This is a genomic window from Microbispora sp. CSR-4 (assembly GCF_008033685.1).
Classification (GTDB): domain Bacteria; phylum Actinomycetota; class Actinomycetes; order Streptosporangiales; family Streptosporangiaceae; genus Microbispora.
In genome coordinates this window covers 29,903-50,647 of the sequence record NZ_VJVX01000038.1, presented here as the reverse complement: position 1 = coordinate 50,647, position 20,745 = coordinate 29,903, and the positions used below count along the sequence as shown (strand labels likewise).

The following is a 20,745-nucleotide window of genomic DNA, read 5'->3' as shown; positions in this document are numbered from 1 at the left end:
CGTCGCCGGCTGGTTTCCCCAGATCTGCCCTCTGGCCGGCTCGTACGCGGCCCGGAGCACGGTCTGGGCGGGCAGCGGCACGCCGGAGGCCGCCTTGGCCCCGGCGGGCTGCTGGACGCCGTCCGGCTGACGCCCGGCACCCGCGTCCGAGCCGCCTTCACTACCCTCGGCACCGTCTGCCTCACGACGGAGCCCTGACATGCCGCTGATCGAGATATCCCTGGTCGAGGGCCGCTCGCCCGAGACCATCCGGGCCCTCATCCACGAACTCCACGAGGCCGCCGTCCGCGCCCTCGACGTTCCACCGGCCTCCGTACGCGTCATCGTCCGCGAGGTCCCGGCCACCCACTGGGCCGCCGGAGACGTCACCATCAGCGAACGCGCGGACTGATCATGCGGCGATTCGTGCTAATTTCCTGATCGTAAGGTGCAGCGCTCGTTCGCGAGCGTGTCGGGACATCCGGCCGGCACGACAGCCTCAGCACGGGCTGTCTGGATCTCTCAGCGGAGAGTGTGCCCTGCCATGCCCGCGTCCTTGTCCTCACGCGCATCGGACCTCGTGACCGTCGGCGGCCGTCTGGAGATCGGTCCGGTCGAGGCTCGCGGCGAGGCCGAGCGGCATCCCGCCCTCGGCGACGACCGGCATGACCGCAGGCCCACCGCGCCTTCCACGCTTCCGGAAGGCGGCCGCAGTCGAATCCGTACCGATCACCGGAGTATTTCCATGATTCTCGTCACCGGAGGCCGCGGCGCGGTCGCCACCCACCTGCTGACCCTGCTGGTCGAGGCCGGCCGCCCCGTGCGGGTGGCCTCCCGCGACCCCGAGCGGCTGCGGGTCCCCGACGGCGTCACGGCCGTCACCTGCGACCTCCGCGATCCCGCGACCTTCCCGGCCGCTCTCGACGGCGTCACCGAGGTCTTCCTGTACGCCGAGCCCTCGCACATCGCGGAGTTCGCCGACATCGCCGTCACGGCGGGGGTCGAGCATGTCGTGCTGCTGTCGTCCTCCGGCGTGCTGGAGCCCGGCGCGGCCGGCGACCCGCTGGCCACGTCGCATCTCGACGTCGAGACCGCGCTGCTCGCGGCACCGCTCACCACCACGATCCTGCGCCCCGGCTCCTTCGCCGGGAACGCGGGCGCCTGGGCCTGGCCCATCAGGGCCGGACGCCCGGTGAGCCTGCCCTACCCGGGCGCCCACACCGACCCCATCCACGAACGGGATCTCGCCGAAGTGGCCTTCACCGTGCTCGCCGACCCACGCCACCGGGGCCGGCATCTCCACCTGACCGGCCCGGAGAGCCTCACGTTCACCGAACAGATCGAGCGGCTCGCCGAGATCACCGGCCGGCCGATCGCCGTCCGCCACGTCACCCGGGAGGACTGGAAGCGGGAGATGGCCGACTACATCCCCGCTCCCTACGCGGACGCCCTGCTGGACTACTGGCAGGCCAAAGACGGCAGGCCCGTACACCTGACCGGCACCGTCGAACAGGTCACCGGCCGCGCTCCCCGCACCTTCGCCACCTGGGTCCGCGACCACGTCGCGGACTTCGCCGGATAGCACCATGCAAGGCCGCCTGGGGGCGTGGGTCACCCGACCCCGCCCCCGCGCGGGTCCGTACTGGTCGGGGAGCACATGGAGAGCCGCCGAGGGGCGTGTGAGACGATGATCCGCCCCCGGCCGTGACGCCGGGGAGCACGAGACACAGGACGTCGACGAAGGGGCTTCACGCTATGGCAGTCATCCATCGCACCACCTTGACGCCCACCAAGCTGGAGCTGCTCACGTCCTGGCTTCCCACCCGGCCCTGGTACGAAGGCGAGGGGCGGCCGGAGCTGCTGAAGGGCGGCGGCTTCCGGCTCGACGACCCGAAGGGCGAGGTCGGCATCGACTTCATGGTGGTCACCGACGTGTCCGGCGACCGGTCGGTCTCCTATCACGTGCCGCTCACCTATCGAGGGGCGCCGCTGGAGGACACCGCCCACGCCCTCATCGGTACGGCGGAGCACGGCGTGCTGGGACCGCGGTGGGTCTACGACGGCACCCACGACCCGGTCCTCGTCGCGCAGCTCCACGCCCTGCTCCACGGCGACGCCGAGCCGCAGCACCAGAGCGTGAGCGACACCCCCGACCCCTCGGTCGTCGCGAGCCTCACGGGAGCCCCGGTGCCGGGCCCTGTCCGGCTGACCGGCGTGGCCGACGGGCCGCACGCCACCGACATCGTCGTGGACGGCGACGGCGGCGGACGGCTGACCCTGCGCTTCACCCGCGTCATGCGGCCCGGCGAAGCGGACGCCGGGAGAACCCGGGGTCACGTCACGGCCGGCTGGCGGCTGCACGACGAGACCGAGGCCCGCGGCGTGTACGTCGTCGTCCTCGACGCGCCCCGCTGATCCCGTCCCGCTGATCGCCCCCTGCTGATCGCCCCCCACTGATCGTGCCCTGCTGATCGCGCCCCGCTGATCGCGCCCCCGGCGAGCCGCCTCGCCGGGGGAGGCCGGTGGCTACGCGCGGGGCCGCCGCAGGATGCGGACCTGCCGGGGAGCCAGGGTCGCGTCCTGAGCCAGGGCCGGGCCGCGGAGGGGGTCGCCGGGGATCGCGGACACGTCGACGTGCCGGTCGGTGCGGTTGATCACGAACCAGTAGTCGTCCGTCCCGTCGGTGCGGACGGCGACGTCCACGAGCCCGCGGGCCTCGGGCGGCAGCTCCGAGGAGACCCCCGCGACGTCCAGCAGGTGAGGAAGGACGACCCCCAGGCCCTCCGGGCCCAGGCGGGTGGAGACGTACGACGCCGAGCCCGCTCCCGTACGGCGCGTCGTGACGGCGGGGCGGCCCGCGTGGTCGCCGGTCTTGTACGTCGCCACGACCTCGGCGTCCGGGTCGGTGATGTCGATCCGGTCGGTCCACAGCGTGCCGGACACGCCGAGGTCGAGCTCGACGGACTCGCCGTCCAGCAGGGGGCCGAACTCCTCGATCCTGATGCCGAGCAGGTCGCGCAGGGCGCCGGGGTAGCCGCCGAGCCACACGTGGTCGTTCTCGTCGACGATGCCGGAGAAGTACGTGGTGACGAGGTGGCCGCCGGAGGCGACGTAGCCCTCCAGCCGCCGGGCCAGGGCGGCGGGCACGACGTGCAGGATCGGGGCCACGAGCAGCCGATAGCCGCTGAGGTCGTCGTCCACGCCGACCACGTCCGCGCGGACGCCCGCGTCGAGGAACGCGGTGTACCAGTCGAGGGCCTCCTGGCGGTAGCGCAGCAGCGAGGTGGGGTGGGAGTCCAGCTCGCTGGCCCACCACGAGTCCCAGTCGAACGCGATCGCCACGGGGGCGCGCCGCCGCCGGGTGCCCGCGACCGGCGCGAGGGCGGCCAGCGTGGCGCCCAGGTCGGCGACCGAACGGAACACCTCGCTGTCGGTGCCGGCGTGGGGCACCATCGCCGAGTGGTACTTCTCGGCCCCGCCCGCCGACTGCCGCCACTGGAAGAAGCAGACCGCGTCGGCGCCGTAGCCGACGTGGGTGAGCGAGTCGCGGGCCATGCCGCCGGGCCGCTTCGCCAGGTTGACCGGCTGCCAGTTGACCGCGCTGGTGGAGTGCTCCATCAGGAACCACGGCCGGCCGCCGGCGAGCGAGCCGGTGAGGTTGGCCGAGAAGGACAGCTCGTCCTGAGCCTGGGGGCCGGTCAGCACGTAGTGGTCGTTGGAGACGAAGTCGACCTCCCGGGCCCAGTCGGCGTAGTCCATGCCCTTGGTCTCGCCCATGACCATGAAGTTCGTGGTCACGGGGACGTCCGGGGTCAGCTCGCGCAGGATGTCCCGCTCCGCGCGCAGGTGGTCTTTCAGCGCGTCGGAGGAGAACCGCGCGAAGTCGAGCTGCTGGGTGGGGTTGGGGTAGGAGGCGGCCAGGCGCGGCGGCAGGATCTGCGACCAGTCGCTGTAGCGCTGGGACCAGAACGAGGTCGCCCAGGCGCGGTTCAGCTCGTCGAGCGTGCCGTACCGGGCCCGCAGCCACGCGCGGAAGGCGGCCGCGGCGTCGTCGGAGAAGTCGTAGACGTTGTGGCAGCCGAGCTCGTTGGAGACGTGCCAGGCGGCGAGGGTGGGGTGACCGGCGTAGCGCTCCGCGAGGGCCCGGGTCAGCCGCAGCGCGTGCTCCCGGAAGACGGGGGAGGTCGGCCGCCAGTGCTGCCGCGCACCCGGCCACAGCGTGCGGCCGTGCCGGTCCACGGGGAGGATCTCCGGATGCTTGGCCGTCAGCCACGGCGGCGGCGAGGCCGTCGCGGTGGCCAGGTCGACGGCGATGCCGTGGGCGTGCAGCAGGTCCATCGCGTCGTCGAGCCAGTCGAAGTCCCAGACGTCCTCGCTCGGCTGGATCCGCGCCCACGAGAAGATCGCCAAGGAGACGATGTTCACCCCGGCCGCCCGCATCGCGCGCATGTCCTCGTCCCAGACCTCCCGGGGCCACTGCTCGGGGTTGTAGTCGGCCCCGAACCCCAGGCGGGCCCGTCCGGGGTCGGACGGCCAGCGCACCCAACGGTGCCGGTCAGCGTTCACAGCGACTCCTTCGAATGATGGTTACGTGGTCTTCCATTGCCGGTCGGCGCCGCCGTCGCGGGCCCACAGGACGGCCGGGGTGCCGTCGGAGGTGCGGGCCTGGCCGGCGTCCAGGCGCATGCCGGACCGGGCCGGCGTCGCATCGGTGAGTACGCCCGCGGAGACGACGGCCAGTGCTGTGAGCGCGCAGGGGAGTGGACGGCGATGGGAGCGCGTTCCGAGGTTGTTGCGGGGGTGGGCGTGCATGGTGCTTCCTTTCGCGGGGGGAGGACCGGCGGCCCGGGGATCGGCTGCCGGTGGCCGGGACGGCGCCGCCGGTCGGCGGCGCCGCGGAAGTACATATGCGGTGATGCGGTCGTGTGGTGGTGGCGTGCGACTGCGCCCTTGCGGTTGTGGCCTTGCGGTCGCGGCCTTGCGGTTGCGACGCTTCGGTCGCGATGGCGCGTTGTGAGGTTGCGAGGGTGGGCGCGGGCGGTGGGCGCGGGCGGTGGGCGCGGGCGGTGGGCGGTGCGAGGGACGCGTCGGCCGGGAGCGGCCTCGGGCCATGACTCCGGGCCCATGACTCCGGGCTCATGACTCCGGGCCCATGGCTGCGGGGCCATGGCTGCGGGGCCATGCCTCCGGGGCCATGACGTTGGGGGCACCGCCGTGAGGGCACCGCCTTGAAGCTCGCCCCGGCCCGTCGCTGTCGCTGTGCTCCCCCGCGGAACGGCGGCGGCGACGGGCCGGTGACCTCGGCGACCGCTACTTGATGGTGAAGCCCTGCTCCTCGCCGTACTTCAGCGAGGCGTCCTGCCAGGCCTTCAGGCCGTCCCGCAGCGGGGTGGAGGAGGTGTACGCCTTGCCGACCGTGTCGTTGAAGATGCTGTTGGCGTAGACCTGGAACGGCAGGTAGGACCAGCCGCTCACGACCTGGGAGGCCGACTCGGCGAGCACCTGGTTGACCTTCTGGCCGCCGAAGTAGGGGAACTCCTTGTCCTGGAACTTCTGGTCCTGGAGCTGGGCGGTGGTGGCGGGGAAGGCGCCGCCGTCCACCCGGGTCTGCACCCCTTCGTCGACGTTCGCGTACTTGAGGAAGGCGTAGGCGAGGTTCTTGTTGGCGCTGGCCTCGGGGATCGCGAGCGAGCTGCCGCCGTTCTCGGAGGTGGCCCTGCCACCGGCCTCCCACTGCGGCATGGGCGCGACCCGCCACTTGCCTGCCCCGGCCTTGACGCCGGACTCGAGGTTGGCGGGCATCCAGGCGCCGATGACCAGGGTGGCGATGGTGCCGTCGCCCAGGCCCTGATACCAGGCGTCGCTCCAGCTGCTGGTCGGCGCGACCAGCTTGCCGTCGATCAGCTTCTGCCAGAGGCCGGTGAACTTCTGCGTGCCCGGCTCGGCGAAGTCGATCCCGACCGTGGTGCCGTCGACCGTGTACGGCTTGCCGCCCGCCTGCCAGATCATGCTGGTGGTGAAGCCCGCGTCACCGGTGTCGTTGGTGATGTACGCCTTCGGGTTGGCCTGGTGCAGCTTCTCGGCGTCCGCCAGGTACTCGTCCCAGGTGGTGGGCACCTTGAGGTCGTACTTGTCGAAGACGTCCTTGTTGTAGAACAGCGCCATCGGGCCGGAGTCCATGGGCAGGCCGTAGATGCCGTTGCCGACGTGGACGGAGCTCCACGGGCCGGGGGTGAAGGTGCCGTCGAGCTTGCCCGCGCCCAGGGTGGCGAGGTCGGTGACCGACTTGGCGAGGGCGAACTGCGGCAGGGCGTAGTACTCCACCTGGGCGACGTCCGGGACTCCCGAGCCGGCCTTGATCGCGTTCTGGAGGGCGGTGTACTGGTCGTTGCCGGTGCCCGCGTTGACGAGGTTGACCTTGACCTTCGGATACTTGGCCTGGAAGTCCGCGACGACCTGCTTGAGCGTCGGCTCCCACGCCCAGACGGTGATGGAGCCGCCGGTGTCGAGGGCCTTCTGGATGTCGGCGTCGGAGACGGCCGCGGACGCCGCGGGGGCGGCCGCGCCGGCGCCCGAGGAGGAGCCGTCGTCGCCGGAGCCGCAGGCGGCGGCGGTGAGCGACACGGTCAGGGCCGCGCCCAGCAGCAGGGCGTGACGGCGGTTCATCGCCATGGGATGTGCCTTTCTGGGTTATCCGAGGAGACAGACGTCGAAGGGGCGGTGCCGTGCGCCGCCCGTCATTCCTTGACGCTTCCGGCGGCCAGGCCCGACTGCCAGTAGCGCTGCAGCAGCAGGAACGCCGCGATCAGCGGGATGATGGTGATCAGCGAACCGGTGATCACGAGGTTGAAGACGGCCTCGCCGCCCGCCGTGAGGGCCTGCTGGTTCCATTCCTTCAGGCCGACCGTGAGCGGATACCAGTCGGGGTTCTTCAGCATGATCAGTGGCAGGAAGTAGTTGTTCCAGGTCGCGACCACGTTGAACAGCAGGACCGTGACCAGGCCGGGCGCCAGCAGCGGCAGGCTGATGCGGAAGAAGGTGCGGAACTCGCCCGAGCCGTCCACCCGCGCCGACTCCAGGATCTCCTTGGGCACGGCGTCGTTGGCGAAGGTCCACATCAGATAGAGGCCGAACGGCGAGACCAGCGACGGGATGATGATCGACCACGGGGTGTCGGTCAGGCCCATCTTCGCGAACATCAGGAACGTGGGCACGGCGAGCGCGGTGCCGGGCACCGCCACCGCCCCGATGACCACGGCGAACACCGCCTTCTTGCCGGGGAAGTCGAACTTCGCCAGCCCGTAGCCCGCAAGCGTCGCCAGCAGGGTCGCGCCGCCCGCCCCGGCGACCACGTACAGCAGGGTGTTGAGCAGCCAGCGGACGAAGATCCCGTCGTTGTACGTGAAGGTCGTGCGGATGTTGTCGAACAGGGCGAAGTCGCCGCTGAACCACAGGCCGAAGGAGCCCAGCAGCTTTTCCTGGGTCTTGGTGGCGTTGATCACCAGCCACGCCAGGGGGAGGAGCGTGTAGACGAGCATGAGCGCGGTCAGCACGGTCAGCGTCGCGCTGCGGCGGCCCTGCGAGGATCGGCGCCGCCGGATGACCAGAGGGCCGCGGCCCGTGGCCGCCGCCGGCCGGGACGCCCGGCCTGCCCTGGGAGTGGAGGTCGCCATGGCTCAGACCGCCTTCCGCATGCCGCGCAGCTGGACGATGTAGGCGACGATCATCGTGATGATCCCCATGACGATGGCGACCGTCGCCGAGTAGTTGAACTGCTGGCCCGCGAAGGACAGCGAGTAGGCGTAGAAGTTCGGCGTGAAGTAGGTGGTGACCGAGTTCGGCGCGATCGTCTTGAGGATGCTCGGCTCGTTGAACAGCTGGAAGCTGCCGATGATCGAGAAGATCGTGGCGATCACCAGCGCGCCGCGCAGCGCGGGCAGCTTGATCGCCCAGATGATCCGGAGCTGGCCCGCCCCGTCGAGCGCGGCGGCCTCGTACAGCGAGGGGTTCACCACCTTGAGCGCCGAATAGAGGATCAGCATGTTGTAACCCACGAACTCCCAGGTCACGATGTTGCCGATGGACGCCAGGACCAGGTCGGGCGACAGCGGGTCGGGCAGTGAGAGCCCGAACGCCTCGTTGATGTTGCCGATCAGGCCGAACCTGGCGCCGTACATGAAGCCCCACATCAGCGTGGCGACGACCGCGGGCACCGCGTACGGCAGGAACACCGAGATCCGGAAGAACGCCGTGCCGTACAGCCTGCCGCTGTCGATCGCGAGCGCGACCAGCAGCGCGAGGAACAGCATGATCGGCACCTGGACGACCAGGAAGAGCGCGACGCGCCCGAACGCCGACCAGAACTGCGGGTCCTGCAGGACGTCGAGGTAGTTGTCGGCCCCGACGAAGGACGTCCCGCCGATCAGCCGGGTGCGGAACAGGCTCAGGTAGATCGAGTAGGCGATCGGAGCCAGGAACACCAGCGCGAAGACCGCCATGAACGGCCCGACGAACTGCCAGCCGATCCATGATCGGCCTCTGCCGGCCAACCCTCCCCGGACGTTCGAATACCCTTCCGAGACCACCGGCTCGCTCCTCTCCGCGGCGTGGTTACCGGCCGTGACTCTCCTGTTTACGTGAACATCGCGAGCATGTTTACGTAAACATCATGATCGAACGAGTCCCGCCCAGTTGTGACAGAGGGTGATTTCCTGAGTCGCCGAGGTTATGTTTACGTAAACTTCTGCTGCGGTATGGTGGCACTCGTCCCACGAGAGGTCAAGAGGCTCCCCAGGTCACACCCCGGTGGATCACGGCGTACGATCTCCGGCGACGAGGGCGAGCAGGCGGGAGCGACACAGGAATGAATCCGGACGGCCCGGCCCGGCAGGCGCCGGCGGCGGTCGGCGGCGCACAGCGGGGCGGCTCGGGCATCCCGGGCGGGCGTCGCAAGCAGCGGGTCTCCATGGCCGACGTGGCCAAGCTCGCGGGTGTCTCGTCCCAGACGGTCTCGCGGGTCGCCAACGGCCACCCCGGCGTCGTCGGCGCGACCCGCGAACAGGTGCTCGCGGCGATGCGGGAGCTGGGATACCGCCCCAACAGCGCCGCCCGGGCGCTGCGCTACGGCCAGTTCAACACGATCGGCGTGATCCTTTTCGGGCTGGCCTCGACCGGCAACAGCCGCACTGTGGAGGCCATCGCCACCCACGCCGCGGCCGAGGGCTACGCGATCACGCTGATCCCCATCGGCATCCCCACCCAGGACAACGTGCTGGGCGCGTTCACCAGGATGGGCGAGCTGGCGGTCGACGCCGTCATCGTCATCATCGAGATCCACCTGCTCGACGCCGGCACGGTGACGCTTCCTCCCGGAGTCCACGTCGTCGTCGTGGACTCCGACGCCGGAGACCGCTACAGCGTCGTCGACACCGACCAGGCGGAAGGCGCCCGGCTCGCCGTACGCCACCTCCTCGACCTGGGGCATGAGACGGTCTGGCACGTCACCGGCCCCCAGACGTCCTTCGCCAGCCAGCGCCGCGAGCAGGCCTGGCGCGTGGCCCTGCGGGAGGCCGGGCGGCCCGTGCCCCCGCCGCTGCACGGCGACTGGTCGGCGGAGTCGGGCTACGAGGCCGGGCTGGAGCTGGCCGCCGAGCCGAGCTGCACGGCGGTGTTCGCCTCCAACGACCAGATGGCCCTCGGCCTGCTGCGCGCCTTCCACGAGCGGGGGCTGGCGGTGCCCGCCGACGTCAGCGTGGTCGGCTTCGACGACATCCCCGACGCCTCCTGCTTCGTGCCTCCGCTGACGACCGTCCACCAGGACTTCGCCGAGGTGGGGCGGCGGTGCGTCCAGGGGGTCCTGCGGCAGATCCGCGAGGGCGGCACGTCCCGGCCCGGCACCGAGCTGGTCCCCACCCGGCTGGTCGTCCGCGAGAGCACGGCGCCGCCGCGCGCCGGCGGACGGGACGCCGCGTCATGAGGTCCTTCCGGCGCTCATGAGCGCCTCCCCGCGGTCATGAGGTCCTTCCCGCGGTCGGCGACGGCATGACGGGGATGACGGCGGCGAGCCATCCGGCGGGGTCCGCGGTGAAGTGGGGCGCCGCCCGCGCCTCCCACCACGACCGCTCGGCGAGGACGGTCTCCGCCTTTCCCGTCCGGGGTCGCGAGGACGCTGCACTCGTCGGACTGCACGTAGGCGAACACACTGCCGGTGATCTCCTCGCACAGCGCCCTGCCCACCTCGTTCATGGCGTCCATGACCGCGGGGTCGAACGGCCGCCGGGCGTCCCGGAGGAAGGTGTGGAACGCCCGCCCGTCCACCCGCAGGATCGTGTACGCCCGGCGCGGCAGCACACTCCTGGTGGCCCGCTCGTACGCCTTCATGCGGTCGCCGAGCGCGGTCCTGTCGCTCATGCCGGTCTCTCCTCAGACTCCCGCCGCGTGGTCGTCCGCGTGGTCGTCCGCGTGGTCGTCCGGGGGGTGCGGTGGGTGATGCAGGATCTCACGCCACGGGGGAGTGGCCGCCACCGTTTATCCCGAGGCCGGCCCTTTTCAGATGTGCTCGTCGGGGGCTTGGAGGCGGCCCAGGAGCATGAGCAGGAGCTCGTCCACGATCTGGTCGCGGGTGGCGTCGACCCAGCCGACGGCCCAGTCGTGCATGAGCCCGTTGACCGCCCCGACGAACGCGGCGGCAGTGACGCGGAAGTCGCGCGGGGGAATCTCGCCGCGGGCGGCGGCGTCGTCGAGCTGCTCGCACATGAAGTCGATCCAGCGGGCGCGGCGGTCCAGGCGCTGGCGGTCGAGCCGGGGGCTGACCCCGATGACCTCCACGAAGGCGATGCGGGTGTGGCGGGGGTCGGCGGTGGCCCCCGTGGCGTACGCGCGGAACAGCCGGGTGCAGCGGTCGATGGGCTCCAGGTGGCGCACCTGGGGGAGGGCGTCGAGGACGGCCCGCTGCGCGACGTCGTTGATGTACAGGTGCAGCTCGGCCAGCAGGTCCTCCAGGCTGCGGAACTCCTCGTAGAACTGGCGGCTGGACAGGCCCGCGGCGCGGCACACGTCGGCGATCCTCGTGGCGCGGTAGCCGGGGCCGGCGCCGAACAGGTCCAGGCCCGCTTTCAAGAAACGCCCGCGGCGTTCGGCCTGCCGTTCGGCCGCCGACCTTCCGCCATACCGGCCCGCCGCCGGGGTGATCCTGCCCGCCACCATGTCCTCCGCATCCGTGATGCATGCATTTTGGCCTCATGGCGGACGCCGTACGTGCCTACTACGAAGTAACAAGTCTGAATATCGAAATGTTCGGATATATGCGGTTCTTGCGCCGGCGGCGTGCGGACTTCCCGGCCGGCCACCACAGGGGAGCGTGCCCGTCTCCCGGCGGGCACGCCCCGTGACGTACGGCTCAGGCGTCCTCGTCCACGTGAACGGCCCCGGCGGGGCAGACGGCGGCGGCCTCGCGGACCGCGGGGTGCCGGTCCTCGGCGGGCTCGGGCTCCAGCAGGACGACGATGCCGTCCTCGTCGCGCTGGTCGAACACCTCCGGGGCGATCAGCGCGCACTGCCCGGCGCCGCAGCACTTCGTCTCGTCGACGATGACCTTCATGTCCATTCCTCCATGGCGATCGAGTGCCGTGACCGGGGTCACCAGCGGACCGGGACCTCGCGCAGGCCGCCGACGGCCAGCCCCTCCACGCGTTCCAGCTCCTCCACCCGTACGGCCGGCTCCAGCGTCGGCAGCCTGCGCAGCAGCACCTCCAGGGCGACCTGCAGCTCGGTGCGGGCCAGCGCCTGCCCCAGGCAGGAGTGCGCGCCGGAGCCGAAGGCCAGGTGGGGGTTCGGGCTGCGGGTCAGGTCCATCTCGCCGGCGTTCTCGAACGCGGTCTCGTCGCGGTTGGCGGCGGCCATGCTGCACACCACGGTCGTGCCGCGCGGCAGGATCGTGCCGCCGACCTCGGTCTCCGCGTTGAGATAGCGGGGCAGGCCGACCCCGGCGTTGGCGTCGAAGCGCAGCGACTCCTCCACCGCGGTGCGGACCAGCGACGGATCGGCCAGCAGCCGCTCCCACCGGGAGCGGTCGGTCAGCAGCATGGCGATCATCTTGCCGATCATGTTGGCGGTGGTCTCGTGCCCTGCGACCAGCAGCGCCATTCCGGTGACCAGGATCTGGATGTCGGACAGCCCGCCGTCCTCGGGGCCGCCGGCCGTGATGAGCTCGCTCAGCATGTCGTCGCCGAGGGCGGCGCGCTTGGCGGCGACGAGGCCGGACATGTACTGGAAGAACTCGCCCTGGGCGGCATCGGTCTCGGCCTTGCCATACCGGGTCAGGTTGAGCAGCGTGTCGGACCAGTAGGAGAACCGGTCGCGGTCGGCGGCCGGCACGCCGAGCATGTCGCAGATCACGTAGACCGGCAGCGGGAAGCCGAGGCCCGCCCTGAGGTCGCCCGGCGAGCCGCGCTTGACCATGTCGTCGATGAGATCCTCGGCGATCTGGACCATGGCGGGCCGCATGGCGTTCATGCGCTTGGCGGTGAACCACCTGCCGACCAGGCGCCGCCAGCGCTGGTGCTCCTCGCCGCTGTCGGGGATGATCGCCGCCATCTCGCTGCTGAACACCCCGCCGCCGTCCGCCGACAGCCGGGCCGCGTCGGGCGCGTTGAGCTGACGGGTGAAGCGCGGGTCGGCCAGCACCCGCTTGACGTCCTCGTAGCGGGTCAGCAGCGTCGCCCGGTCGCCGCTGGGCGGCGTGACATGGGCCACCGGGCACTTGCCGCGCAGCTCGGCCCACTCCGCGGGCGGATCCAGCGCCGCGTCGCTGGGGATCGGGTAGCTCAGGACCTGCTCGTTCACACTCATCCGGCATCTCCTCTTAGCGATGGTCGCCGTCGTGCACTCTCCGGAACGGAAGGACGGCGTTCATCACGTATGCCCCGGCAAGTGTGAAGGCCGGTCGCGCCGAAGCCCGTTTGTACGCAAACTCCCCTGGCGGTTTTGTCGGTGCCGCCTGGCAGGCTGATCGCTGATCCGCGATCGCATGGAGGTGCCGCACCACATGGCCAGATGGCGTGAAGTCGCCGAATCCGCGCCGGAGTTCGCCGCCCGGGTCCGGGAGTCGTTCGAGTCGCACAAGCACAAGACCATCGCGACACTGCGCAAGGACGGCTCGCCACGGGTCAGCGGCATCGAGGCGTACGTCGTCGGCGACGAGCTGTGGTTCGGGTCGATGCCCGGTGCGCTGAAGGCGCGCGACCTGCGGCGTGATCCGCGCTTCGCACTGCACGGCCCTCCGGTGCTCCTCGACGGCGCCGATGCCACCGATGCCACCGATGCCGCCGATGCCGCCGATGCCACCGGTTCCGCCGGTTCCGCCGGTTCCGCCGGTTCCGCCGGTTCGCCGGGCGGGGACACGAAGCTGTCCGGCTATGCGGTCGAGGTCGCCGATCGAGACCGGATCGCGCCCATGCTGGCCGCGCGCGGCCTCGGTCCCGACGCCTTCAGCGAGTCGCATTTCTTCATCGCCGACATCCGGGAGGTCGTGCTGACGCGGATAGAGGGGTCCGTCATGGTCATGGACCTCTGGCGCCCCGGCCAGGGAGTCCGCCGCCTCCAGCGCGTGTAGTGCGCTGTCCACCATTCCGTCCGCCCGGCATCGGCCGCGCTGCACGCCGGCGTGTTCGGTGAGCCGGAGGGCGCCGTGATCCGTCATAGAGGGCATGAGGATGTCGCGTACCGTGCTGCTGCCGCTGGCGGCCCTGTCCGTGCTGGCCGTCACCGCTCCCGCCGAGGCGGCCACGGCGCACAGAGACACGGCGCACACAGACACGGCGCACAGGAAGCTGCTCGTGGAGTTGCGGGAGGAGGGCGGATTCGCCGGGCTGCGCAACCGGGTCGCCGTCTACACGGACGGTTGCGCGGTGCTGAGCCGCCGCACCGGCCCCACGGTCCGCAAGTGCCTGACCGCGGCGGAATGGCGCGGCCTGCGCGGCTCGCTGAAGCACCTGCGGCTCGGGCGCTCGCAGGCCCGGCCGCCGGGGGCCGACTTCATCGCCTACCGGCTGGCCTACAAGGGTCACCGGGCGACCCGCTACAGCCTGCCTCAGACCTGGCGACCGGTCGTGAGCAGGCTGGAGAAGGTCCTGGTCAAGCACGGGACGCCCAACTGAGCATCGCGGCTCAGCTGCGCAGGTAGGAGGCGCCGTTCAGGTCGACGATCGCGCCGCTGGCCCACTCGGCGTCCGGCGACGCCAGATAGAGGACGGCGGCCGCGATCTCCTCGGTCCGCGCCACTCTCCCGAACGGGCTCTGGGCGCGGATCTCGTCGCCTCGCGGCGGCTTGAGATGCTCGTTGGTCATGTCGGTCTCGACGAAGCCGGGCGCCACCGTCGCCACGGCGATGCCGAGCGGCGCGAGGGCGATGGCGAGCGACTGGCCCAGGGCGTTCAGGCCCGCCTTGCTGGCGCCGTAGGCGGGGCTGTTCGGCTCCCCGCGGAAGGCGCCGCGCGACGAGACGTTGACGATCCTGCCGCCCTGACCCATGTGCCGTACGGCGTTCCAGATGACGTTGGCCGGTCCGACGAGGTTGACGGCCAGCGTCTCGCGCCATGCCGCCTGCCACTCCTCGTAGGAGGTCTCCGTGACCGGGTGGTGCAGGAAGACCCCCGCGTTGTTGACCAGCACGTCGATGGTCCCGAGGGAGTCGGCGGCCTCCTCGACCATGCGCCGCGCCTCGGCGGGATCGGAGACGTCGGCCTGGACGACGGCGTGACCCTCTCCCGGCAGCTCGGCCCGGAGCCGTTCTGCCAGGTCGGGAGAGCCGCGGTGGTGGATCGCGACGCGGTCGCCGGCGGCGGCGAAGGCCATCGCGATCGCCCGTCCGATCCCGCGCGAGGCGCCGGTGACAAGGACTGCTCGCTTACTCACGGGGTGAGACTATCGTCCCTTTCGTCCCATCATGGCTCCCGGCCCAGGAGCGTACGTCCCGTCATGGCTCCTGGCCCAGGGGGCGTACGGCGACCTCCAGGCGGGAGGCGAGGTCGGCCACGCTGGTGCCGTACGTCTCGGCCACGGTGACGCCTCCGGGGCCGATGTGGAAGACGGCGAGGTCGGTGTAGACGCGGCTCACACAGGCCAGCCCGGTGAGGGGGTAGGTGCATTCGGGGACGAGCTTGGGCGTGCCGTCCTTGGTGAACAGCGTCATCATGACGAACACCTGCTTGGCGCCGGTGGCCAGGTCCATCGCGCCGCCGACGGCGGGGATGGCGTCGGGGGCGCCGGTGTGCCAGTTGGCCAGGTCGCCGCGTTCGGAGACCTGGAAGGCGCCGAGCACGCACACGTCGAGGTGACCGCCGCGCATCATCGCGAAGGAGTCGGCGTGGTGGAAGTAGGAGGCGCCCGGCAGCTCGGTGACGGGGATCTTGCCGGCGTTGATCAGGTCGGGGTCGATCTCGTCGCCGTGCGCGGCGGGCCCCATGCCGAGCATGCCGTTCTCGGTGTGCAGGACGACCCCGGAGCCGGCCGGGAGATGGTCGGCGACCGTCGTCGGCTGGCCGATGCCGAGGTTGACGAAGGACCCGGGCGGGATGTCCCGGGCGACGAGGGCGGCGAGTTCGTCGCGGCCGAGCGGGCCCCGGTCGAGATGCTCCACGGTGCTGGTCACAGGCTTCCCTCCGCCGCACTCAGGTCCAGGATGCGGTCGACGTAGATGCAGGGGGTGACCACGGTCTCGGGGTCCAGCTCGCCGGTCTCGACGACATGGTGCACCTGCGCGATCGTCAGCTTCGCGGCGGTCGCCATGACGGGCCCGAAGTTGCGCGCGGTCTTGCGGTAGACGAGGTTGCCCATCCGGTCGCCGACGTGTGCGCCGATGAGGGCGACATCACCCTTGATCGGGTATTCCAGCACGTGGTCGCGGCCGTCGATGGTGCGCGTCTCCTTGCCCTCGGCCAGCGGCGTGCCGACCCCGGTGGGGCAGTAGAACGCGCCGATGCCGGCCCCGGCCGCGCGCATGCGCTCGGCGAGGGTGCCCTGCGGGACGACCTCCAGCTCGATCTTCCCCGCACGGTAGAGGCCGTCGAAGACCCACGAGTCGCTCTGGCGCGGGAACGAGCAGATCATCTTGCGTACCCGCCCGGCGGCGAGCAGCGCCGCCAGGCCGGTGTCGCCGTTGCCCGCGTTGTTGCTGACCACGGTCAGATCGGTCGCGCCCTGCCGGATCAGCGCGTCGATGAGCTGTACGGGCATGCCGGCCATCCCGAAGCCGCCGATCAGGACGGTGGAGCCGTCCGCGATGCCGGCGACCGCCTCTTCGGGGTCGGTGAAGACGGCGGTCATGCCGCGCTCACGTTCTCGAGCACGACGGCCAGGCCCTGGCCGACGCCGATGCAGATCGCGGCCACACCCCACCGCTGCCGCCGTTCGCGCAGCACGTGGGCGAGCGTGCCGAGGACGCGCCCGCCCGAGGCGCCCAGCGGGTGGCCGATGGCGATGGCGCCGCCCCTGGTGTTGACGATGGCGGGATCGACCTTCCACGCGTCGAGGCAGACGAGCGACTGCACGGCGAAGGCCTCGTTCAGTTCGACGGCGCCGACGTCGTCCCAGCCGATGCCGGCCCGGCGCAGCGCCTGGTTGGCCGCCTCGACCGGCGCGTACCCGAACATCTGGGGTTCGAGCGCGCAGGCTCCGCGACCGGCGACGCGGGCGATCGGGTCGGCGCCGATCCGGTCGGCGGCGGCCTGCGAGCCGAGCACGACCGCGGAGGCGCCGTCGTTCAGCGGCGAGGCGTTGCCGGCCGTGATGGCGCCGCCGGGGCGGAAGGCCGGCTTCAGCCCGGCGAGGATCTCCGGCGTCGTGCCGGGCCGGATGCCCTCGTCGCGGGTGAGGTCCGCGCCCTCGACCGGGATGACCAGGTCGTCGTAGAAGCCGTCGTTCCAGGCCGCGTCGGCCAGTGCGTGGGATCGCGCGGCGAAGGCGTCCTGCCGCTCGCGGGAGACGCCGAACCTCTCGCCGAGCTGCTCGTTGGCCTCGCCGAGGGAGACCGTCCACTCCTTGGGCATGCGCGGGTTCACCAGCCGCCAGCCGAGCGTGGTGGAGACCGCGGTCACGTCCCCGGCGGGGAAGGCCCGGGAGGGCTTGGGGAGCACCCACGGCGCCCGGGTCATCGACTCCACGCCGCCGATGACGACGACGTCGGCGTCGCCGCTCTCGACGGTCCGCGAGCCGATCATGGCGGCGTCCAGGCTCGATCCGCACAGCCGGTTCACCGTGGTGGCCGGGACGGTCACCGGCAGCCCGGCCAGCAACACGGCCATCCGGCCCACGTTGCGGTTGTCCTCACCCGCGCCGTTGGCGTTGCCCCACACCACGTCACCGATCTCCGCCGGATCCAGCCGGGGGAGCTTCGCCAGGACGCCGCGCAACGCGGTGGCCGCCAGGTCGTCCGGGCGGACGTCCGCGAGCGCGCCGTTGAACCTGCCGAACGGCGTGCGCGCCGCGGCATAGAGGAAGGCCGAACCCATGACGTTCCCTTCTTGTTCGCTATGCGAACATCGGTTCATTTTGCGAACACGATGAGCATAGTCGATGCCGTCGAGACCTGGCAGGCGCGTCACTAGGCTTGGGAGATGTCGATCGACGGTACGGCGGCGTACGCCGGCCTCACGGGGTTGCCTCCGCTGGTGGAGCGCGCGGTCCGGGTGGCCCGGCAGGCGGGCTTCGCGCCTTCCTGCCGCCCGGAGCAGGGGCGGCTGCTGTACGCCCTGGCGGGCGGCGCCGAGACGATCGGGGAGACCGGCACCGGATGCGGAGTGGGCCTGGCATGGCTGGCCTCGGGCGCCGGGCCCGGGGCCCGGCTGGTCAGCGTCGAACGGGACGAACGCCTGGCGTCCCTGGCCGCCCAGGTCTTCGCCGATCACCCGCAGGTCTCGGTGATCCACGGTGACTGGCGGGAGATCTGTCGCGACGGGCCGTACGACCTGCTCGTGCTCGACGGCGGCGGCCAGGGCAAGAGCGGCGAGCGGCCGGCCGACCCGCACCGGCTGCTGACGCCGGGAGGCACGCTGGTCATCGACGACCTGACCCCGGCCCGGCACTGGCCGCCGCGGTTCGGCGGCGCCGTCGACCAGGCGCGGATGCACTGGCTCGGCCACCCGGGGCTGGACGCGGCCGAGCTCCGCCTCGCGCCGGACCTGGCCGCGCTCGTGGCCACGCGCCGTTTCGGCGACACGCCCGGCGCGGCCGGTCGGTGACGGGTCAGGGCTTCGTGACGGTGACGGGCTCGGCGGGGGCGTCCTGCCCGGCCGTACGGCCCGCCGCTCGTGCGGGGAGCGCCATGGTCACGGCGGCGGCGACGAGGGCGGCGGCGCAGCCGATCAGCATTCCGGCGCGGAAACCGCCCTCCGACGGCAGGACGTGCCCGCCCAGCCGGATGGTCATCTGCGACAGGACGACGCCGACCACCGCGGCGCAGACCGTGGTGCCGATGGAGCGCATCAGCGTGTTGAAGCTGTTGGCGGCGGCGGTCTCGGAACGGGGGACCGCGCCCATGATGAGGGCGGGCATCGCCCCGTAGGCCAGGCCGACGCCCATGCTGCACACGCAGGTGACGACCAGCAGGCCCCAGGTGGAGCCCAGCAGGACCGTCGACGAGCCGTACCCGAGCGCCATGACCAGGCTGCCGGCGATCAGGGTGACCTTGGGGCCGCGGGCGGCCGACAGGCGCGCGCCCAGCGGCGAGACGGCCATCATCACCAGTCCGGACGGGGCGCTCCACAGGCCGGCCGCCAGCATCGACTGGCCCAGGCCGTAGCCGGTGGCCTCGGGGAGCTGCAGGATCTGCATGACGATCAGCGCCTGGGCGTACATCGAGAACCCGACCACGATCGAGGCCAGGTTGGTCAGCAGCACCTGCCGCCGCGCGGTGACGCGCAGATCGACCAGCGGGGCGCTGACGCGCAGCTCCCACCAGCCCCACAGCAGCAACACGACCAGCGCGGCGGCGAGCAGGCCGAGCGTGGTGCCGCTCGCCCAGCCCCAGTCGGCGCCCTTGGAGACGCCCAGCAGCAGGCACGTCAGCCCGGTGCCCAGACCGAGCACGCCGGCGACGTCGATCCTGCCGGACGTCCGCGTGGCCGCGGCCGGCACCAGGAGCCAGATCAGCACCGCGACCAGCACGCTCAGCACCGCCGAGCCCCAGAACAGCATCCGCCAGCTCGCATACTCGGCGACCGCCGCCGCGACCGGCAGGCCGAGCGCGCCGCCGATCCCCATCGACGAGCTCAGCAGCGCGATGGAGGGTCCGAGCCGCTCGGGCGGCAGCAGGTCGCGCAGGGCGCTGATGCCCAGCGGGATCATGCCCATGCCCATGCCCTGCAGGCCTCTTCCGACGATCATCGGGGTCAGGGAGCCGGCCATCGCGCAGACGGCACACCCCGCGATCAACGGCACCGAGCAGACCAGCATCATGCGGCGCTTGCCGTACAGGTCGCCGAGCCGCCCGGTGACCGGGGTCGTCACCGCTCCCGCGAGCAACGTGACGGTGATCACCCATGAGGCGTTCGACGCGCTGGTGTGCAGCAGGTTCGGCAGCTCGCCGATCAGCGGCACCACCAGGGTCTGCATCAGCGAGGCGACGATGCCGGCCACCGCCATCACGCTGACGATGCCGCCGGGGCGAGCGGCGGGCGCGGAGCCTCCCACGTGGGTTCTCCCTCAAATTAAACGGTCAAAACGATGTGCACCATACACATCATGTGTTATATACACAATTCGTGTAGTGTGCACATATCTGTACGCGAAGGAAACCGGCATGGACAAGCCCACGCATCTCATCGAGTTCGAGACCATGCTCCTCGGGCGGCACCGGCATGTCGACCGCAGCGCCTACCTGCTGCTCAGCCGCATCCACGTCACCGGCCCCATGTCCATCGGCCAGCTCAACGACGCCTTCGGGCTGGACGTGTCCACCCTCAACCGGCACACCTCGGCCCTGCTGCGCGCCGGGCTGGTGGAACGCATCCCCGACCCCGAGGGCGGCATCGCCCGCAAGTTCCGCCTGACCGAGGCGGGCGAGCGGTGGCTCGGTGAGGAGCGCGAGAAGAACGTCCGCGGCCTGGAGAAGGTGCTGGCCGACTGGACCGCCGAGGAAGTCGTGACTTTCGCCGCCTACCTGAGACGCTTCAACACCGACATCGAGCACCTCGCCGGACGGCCCTGGCCCCGTCCCTGAGCGGCGGGCCGACCTTGCCGTCGGCCTGGTGTCCCCTCTCTCGTGCGGGGTGGCGGCGGGGTCCGCAGATTCCTTGCGTCGATGCCCAAGGTCGTGACCTGCCTGGACTCAATTGGCTGATGTGCGCCTCGAAGTGGCGCGGGCTTCGGTCAATGGGTCCAGGTGATCATATTGTCCACCGAGCCTCCCTCTGCTGCCTTGATATGGCGGAATGGGTGCTTCGGCAGTAAACCTGATTACGCCTGGTCCGAATTCTGTCCATCGGCCGATAAGAGGCCTTATCGGCCTGTTCGGCCAGGTGGGGGAGTGGGAGTGACATCGCCTTCGCGGTCATCGAAAACGTTCTCTCTGTGGAAGTAACGAAATCGCCACTCTCGCGTCACGGAATAGGGTGCCGTGCCGACTGTTGTCATATTTCCGTGTCAAGCTTGCGGCCTTCTGTCGCGATTGCCGATGTTTCTGATGCAGTTTCCGGCCAAATGATGGTGCATTATCGTTGGCCTTCCTATACTCCCTGAATGCGTCCGTTGGACCGGTCCGGGAGGTCTCAT

At 71.1% G+C, this 20,745-nt stretch carries 21 protein-coding genes and 1 pseudogene; 8 read left to right on the top strand and 14 right to left on the bottom strand.

What is annotated here, in order from left to right; all coding sequences use genetic code 11:
- Window positions 1-196: 196 nt before the first annotated feature.
- The 3 genes and pseudogenes from FLV34_RS25480 to FLV34_RS25470 all read left to right on the top strand — a co-directional run.
- Window positions 197-391, top strand: a pseudogene (locus FLV34_RS25480) (4-oxalocrotonate tautomerase family protein); the annotation flags it as partial.
- Between the two features lie 333 nt (window positions 392-724).
- Window positions 725-1,561, top strand: coding sequence for an SDR family oxidoreductase (locus tag FLV34_RS25475; protein ID WP_147944281.1), 837 nt, complete (start codon window positions 725-727; stop codon window positions 1,559-1,561).
- Window positions 1,562-1,734: 173 nt separating this feature from the next.
- Window positions 1,735-2,394, top strand: coding sequence for a 1,4-alpha-glucan branching protein (locus tag FLV34_RS25470; RefSeq protein WP_147944280.1), 660 nt, complete (start codon window positions 1,735-1,737; stop codon window positions 2,392-2,394).
- Window positions 2,395-2,505: 111 nt separating this feature from the next.
- Here FLV34_RS25470 and FLV34_RS25465 read toward each other — a convergent pair whose 3' ends face one another.
- The 5 genes from FLV34_RS25465 to FLV34_RS25445 form a co-directional block, all read right to left on the bottom strand.
- Window positions 2,506-4,545 carry a beta-galactosidase gene (locus FLV34_RS25465; RefSeq protein ID WP_222709619.1) on the bottom strand — a complete coding sequence of 680 codons (2,040 nt, stop codon included), beginning with the start codon at window positions 4,543-4,545 and terminating at the stop codon, window positions 2,506-2,508.
- Between the two features lie 21 nt (window positions 4,546-4,566).
- The gene (locus FLV34_RS25460; protein ID WP_147944279.1) at window positions 4,567-4,791 is read right to left on the bottom strand and encodes an RICIN domain-containing protein; all 225 of its coding nucleotides are present in this window, start codon (window positions 4,789-4,791) and stop codon (window positions 4,567-4,569) included.
- Between the two features lie 498 nt (window positions 4,792-5,289).
- Entirely contained in the window at window positions 5,290-6,645 is a 1,356-nt protein-coding gene (locus FLV34_RS25455; RefSeq protein ID WP_261985896.1) for a sugar ABC transporter substrate-binding protein, read from the bottom strand.
- A 71-nt stretch (window positions 6,646-6,716) separates the two neighbouring features.
- Window positions 6,717-7,652, bottom strand: a complete 936-nt coding sequence (locus FLV34_RS25450; RefSeq protein WP_142649677.1) for a carbohydrate ABC transporter permease — start codon at window positions 7,650-7,652, stop codon at window positions 6,717-6,719.
- A gap of 3 nt (window positions 7,653-7,655) precedes the next feature.
- Window positions 7,656-8,564 (bottom strand): carbohydrate ABC transporter permease, encoded by a 909-nt coding sequence (locus FLV34_RS25445; RefSeq protein WP_260617389.1) that lies wholly within the window; start codon window positions 8,562-8,564, stop codon window positions 7,656-7,658.
- A gap of 278 nt (window positions 8,565-8,842) precedes the next feature.
- Here FLV34_RS25445 and FLV34_RS25440 point away from each other — a divergent pair, with 278 nt between their 5' ends.
- Window positions 8,843-9,955: a LacI family DNA-binding transcriptional regulator gene (locus FLV34_RS25440; protein WP_205830648.1), complete on the top strand. Its 1,113-nt coding sequence runs from the start codon at window positions 8,843-8,845 to the stop codon at window positions 9,953-9,955.
- 14 nt (window positions 9,956-9,969) lie between these two features.
- Here the strand turns inward: FLV34_RS25440 and FLV34_RS25435 are convergent, their stop codons facing one another.
- The 4 genes from FLV34_RS25435 to FLV34_RS25420 form a co-directional block, all read right to left on the bottom strand.
- The gene (locus tag FLV34_RS25435; RefSeq protein WP_142649676.1) at window positions 9,970-10,389 is read right to left on the bottom strand and encodes a tRNA(His) guanylyltransferase Thg1 family protein; all 420 of its coding nucleotides are present in this window, start codon (window positions 10,387-10,389) and stop codon (window positions 9,970-9,972) included.
- 138 nt (window positions 10,390-10,527) lie between these two features.
- On the bottom strand, window positions 10,528-11,184 hold the full coding sequence (locus FLV34_RS25430; protein WP_142649675.1) for a TetR/AcrR family transcriptional regulator: 657 nt from the start codon (window positions 11,182-11,184) through the stop codon (window positions 10,528-10,530).
- A gap of 193 nt (window positions 11,185-11,377) precedes the next feature.
- Complete coding sequence (locus tag FLV34_RS25425; protein ID WP_147944277.1) at window positions 11,378-11,578, bottom strand: ferredoxin; 201 nt, start codon at window positions 11,576-11,578, stop codon at window positions 11,378-11,380.
- Between the two features lie 38 nt (window positions 11,579-11,616).
- The gene (locus FLV34_RS25420) at window positions 11,617-12,828 is read right to left on the bottom strand and encodes a cytochrome P450 (protein WP_147944276.1); all 1,212 of its coding nucleotides are present in this window, start codon (window positions 12,826-12,828) and stop codon (window positions 11,617-11,619) included.
- A 196-nt stretch (window positions 12,829-13,024) separates the two neighbouring features.
- Here FLV34_RS25420 and FLV34_RS25415 point away from each other — a divergent pair, with 196 nt between their 5' ends.
- Complete coding sequence (locus tag FLV34_RS25415) at window positions 13,025-13,591, top strand: pyridoxamine 5'-phosphate oxidase family protein (protein WP_147944275.1); 567 nt, start codon at window positions 13,025-13,027, stop codon at window positions 13,589-13,591.
- A gap of 94 nt (window positions 13,592-13,685) precedes the next feature.
- The gene (locus FLV34_RS25410) at window positions 13,686-14,135 is read left to right on the top strand and encodes a hypothetical protein (protein WP_142649671.1); all 450 of its coding nucleotides are present in this window, start codon (window positions 13,686-13,688) and stop codon (window positions 14,133-14,135) included.
- 10 nt (window positions 14,136-14,145) lie between these two features.
- Here FLV34_RS25410 and FLV34_RS25405 read toward each other — a convergent pair whose 3' ends face one another.
- The 4 genes from FLV34_RS25405 to FLV34_RS25390 form a co-directional block, all read right to left on the bottom strand.
- Window positions 14,146-14,892, bottom strand: a complete 747-nt coding sequence (locus FLV34_RS25405; RefSeq protein WP_142649670.1) for an SDR family NAD(P)-dependent oxidoreductase — start codon at window positions 14,890-14,892, stop codon at window positions 14,146-14,148.
- A gap of 61 nt (window positions 14,893-14,953) precedes the next feature.
- Window positions 14,954-15,628, bottom strand: a complete 675-nt coding sequence (locus FLV34_RS25400) for a 3-oxoacid CoA-transferase subunit B (protein ID WP_142649669.1) — start codon at window positions 15,626-15,628, stop codon at window positions 14,954-14,956.
- Window positions 15,625-16,302, bottom strand: coding sequence for a 3-oxoacid CoA-transferase subunit A (locus tag FLV34_RS25395; protein WP_142649668.1), 678 nt, complete (start codon window positions 16,300-16,302; stop codon window positions 15,625-15,627). The genes FLV34_RS25400 and FLV34_RS25395 overlap by 4 nt, the downstream gene beginning before the upstream one ends.
- The gene (locus tag FLV34_RS25390; RefSeq protein WP_142649667.1) at window positions 16,299-17,486 is read right to left on the bottom strand and encodes a thiolase family protein; all 1,188 of its coding nucleotides are present in this window, start codon (window positions 17,484-17,486) and stop codon (window positions 16,299-16,301) included. Before FLV34_RS25390 ends, FLV34_RS25395 begins: the two co-directional genes overlap by 4 nt.
- Window positions 17,487-17,591: 105 nt before the next feature.
- Between FLV34_RS25390 and FLV34_RS25385 the strand changes: the two genes are divergently transcribed.
- On the top strand, window positions 17,592-18,215 hold the full coding sequence (locus FLV34_RS25385; protein ID WP_142649666.1) for an O-methyltransferase: 624 nt from the start codon (window positions 17,592-17,594) through the stop codon (window positions 18,213-18,215).
- A 4-nt stretch (window positions 18,216-18,219) separates the two neighbouring features.
- Here FLV34_RS25385 and FLV34_RS25380 read toward each other — a convergent pair whose 3' ends face one another.
- Complete coding sequence (locus FLV34_RS25380) at window positions 18,220-19,665, bottom strand: MFS transporter (RefSeq protein ID WP_261985895.1); 1,446 nt, start codon at window positions 19,663-19,665, stop codon at window positions 18,220-18,222.
- 109 nt (window positions 19,666-19,774) lie between these two features.
- Here FLV34_RS25380 and FLV34_RS25375 point away from each other — a divergent pair, with 109 nt between their 5' ends.
- Entirely contained in the window at window positions 19,775-20,194 is a 420-nt protein-coding gene (locus FLV34_RS25375) for a MarR family winged helix-turn-helix transcriptional regulator (protein ID WP_147944274.1), read from the top strand.
- The last annotated feature ends 551 nt before the right edge of the window (window positions 20,195-20,745 follow it).

Bases quoted from the DNA above. Each gene is read 5' to 3' on its own strand.
- FLV34_RS25440 (WP_205830648.1), top strand. From the start codon at position 8,843: ATGAATCCGGACGGCCCGGCCCGGCAGGCGCCGGCGGCGGTCGGCGGC.
- FLV34_RS25390 (WP_142649667.1), bottom strand. From the start codon at position 17,486: ATGGGTTCGGCCTTCCTCTATGCCGCGGCGCGCACGCCGTTCGGCAGG.
- FLV34_RS25450 (WP_142649677.1), bottom strand. From the start codon at position 7,652: ATGGCGACCTCCACTCCCAGGGCAGGCCGGGCGTCCCGGCCGGCGGCG.
- FLV34_RS25410 (WP_142649671.1), top strand. From the start codon at position 13,686: ATGAGGATGTCGCGTACCGTGCTGCTGCCGCTGGCGGCCCTGTCCGTG.
- FLV34_RS25420 (WP_147944276.1), bottom strand. From the start codon at position 12,828: ATGAGTGTGAACGAGCAGGTCCTGAGCTACCCGATCCCCAGCGACGCG.
- FLV34_RS25460 (WP_147944279.1), bottom strand. From the start codon at position 4,791: ATGCACGCCCACCCCCGCAACAACCTCGGAACGCGCTCCCATCGCCGT.
- FLV34_RS25415 (WP_147944275.1), top strand. From the start codon at position 13,025: ATGGCCAGATGGCGTGAAGTCGCCGAATCCGCGCCGGAGTTCGCCGCC.
- FLV34_RS25430 (WP_142649675.1), bottom strand. From the start codon at position 11,184: ATGGTGGCGGGCAGGATCACCCCGGCGGCGGGCCGGTATGGCGGAAGG.
- FLV34_RS25475 (WP_147944281.1), top strand. From the start codon at position 725: ATGATTCTCGTCACCGGAGGCCGCGGCGCGGTCGCCACCCACCTGCTG.
- FLV34_RS25385 (WP_142649666.1), top strand. From the start codon at position 17,592: ATGTCGATCGACGGTACGGCGGCGTACGCCGGCCTCACGGGGTTGCCT.
- FLV34_RS25455 (WP_261985896.1), bottom strand. From the start codon at position 6,645: ATGAACCGCCGTCACGCCCTGCTGCTGGGCGCGGCCCTGACCGTGTCG.
- FLV34_RS25425 (WP_147944277.1), bottom strand. From the start codon at position 11,578: ATGAAGGTCATCGTCGACGAGACGAAGTGCTGCGGCGCCGGGCAGTGC.
- FLV34_RS25470 (WP_147944280.1), top strand. From the start codon at position 1,735: ATGGCAGTCATCCATCGCACCACCTTGACGCCCACCAAGCTGGAGCTG.
- FLV34_RS25395 (WP_142649668.1), bottom strand. From the start codon at position 16,302: ATGACCGCCGTCTTCACCGACCCCGAAGAGGCGGTCGCCGGCATCGCG.
- FLV34_RS25375 (WP_147944274.1), top strand. From the start codon at position 19,775: ATGGACAAGCCCACGCATCTCATCGAGTTCGAGACCATGCTCCTCGGG.
- FLV34_RS25435 (WP_142649676.1), bottom strand. From the start codon at position 10,389: ATGAGCGACAGGACCGCGCTCGGCGACCGCATGAAGGCGTACGAGCGG.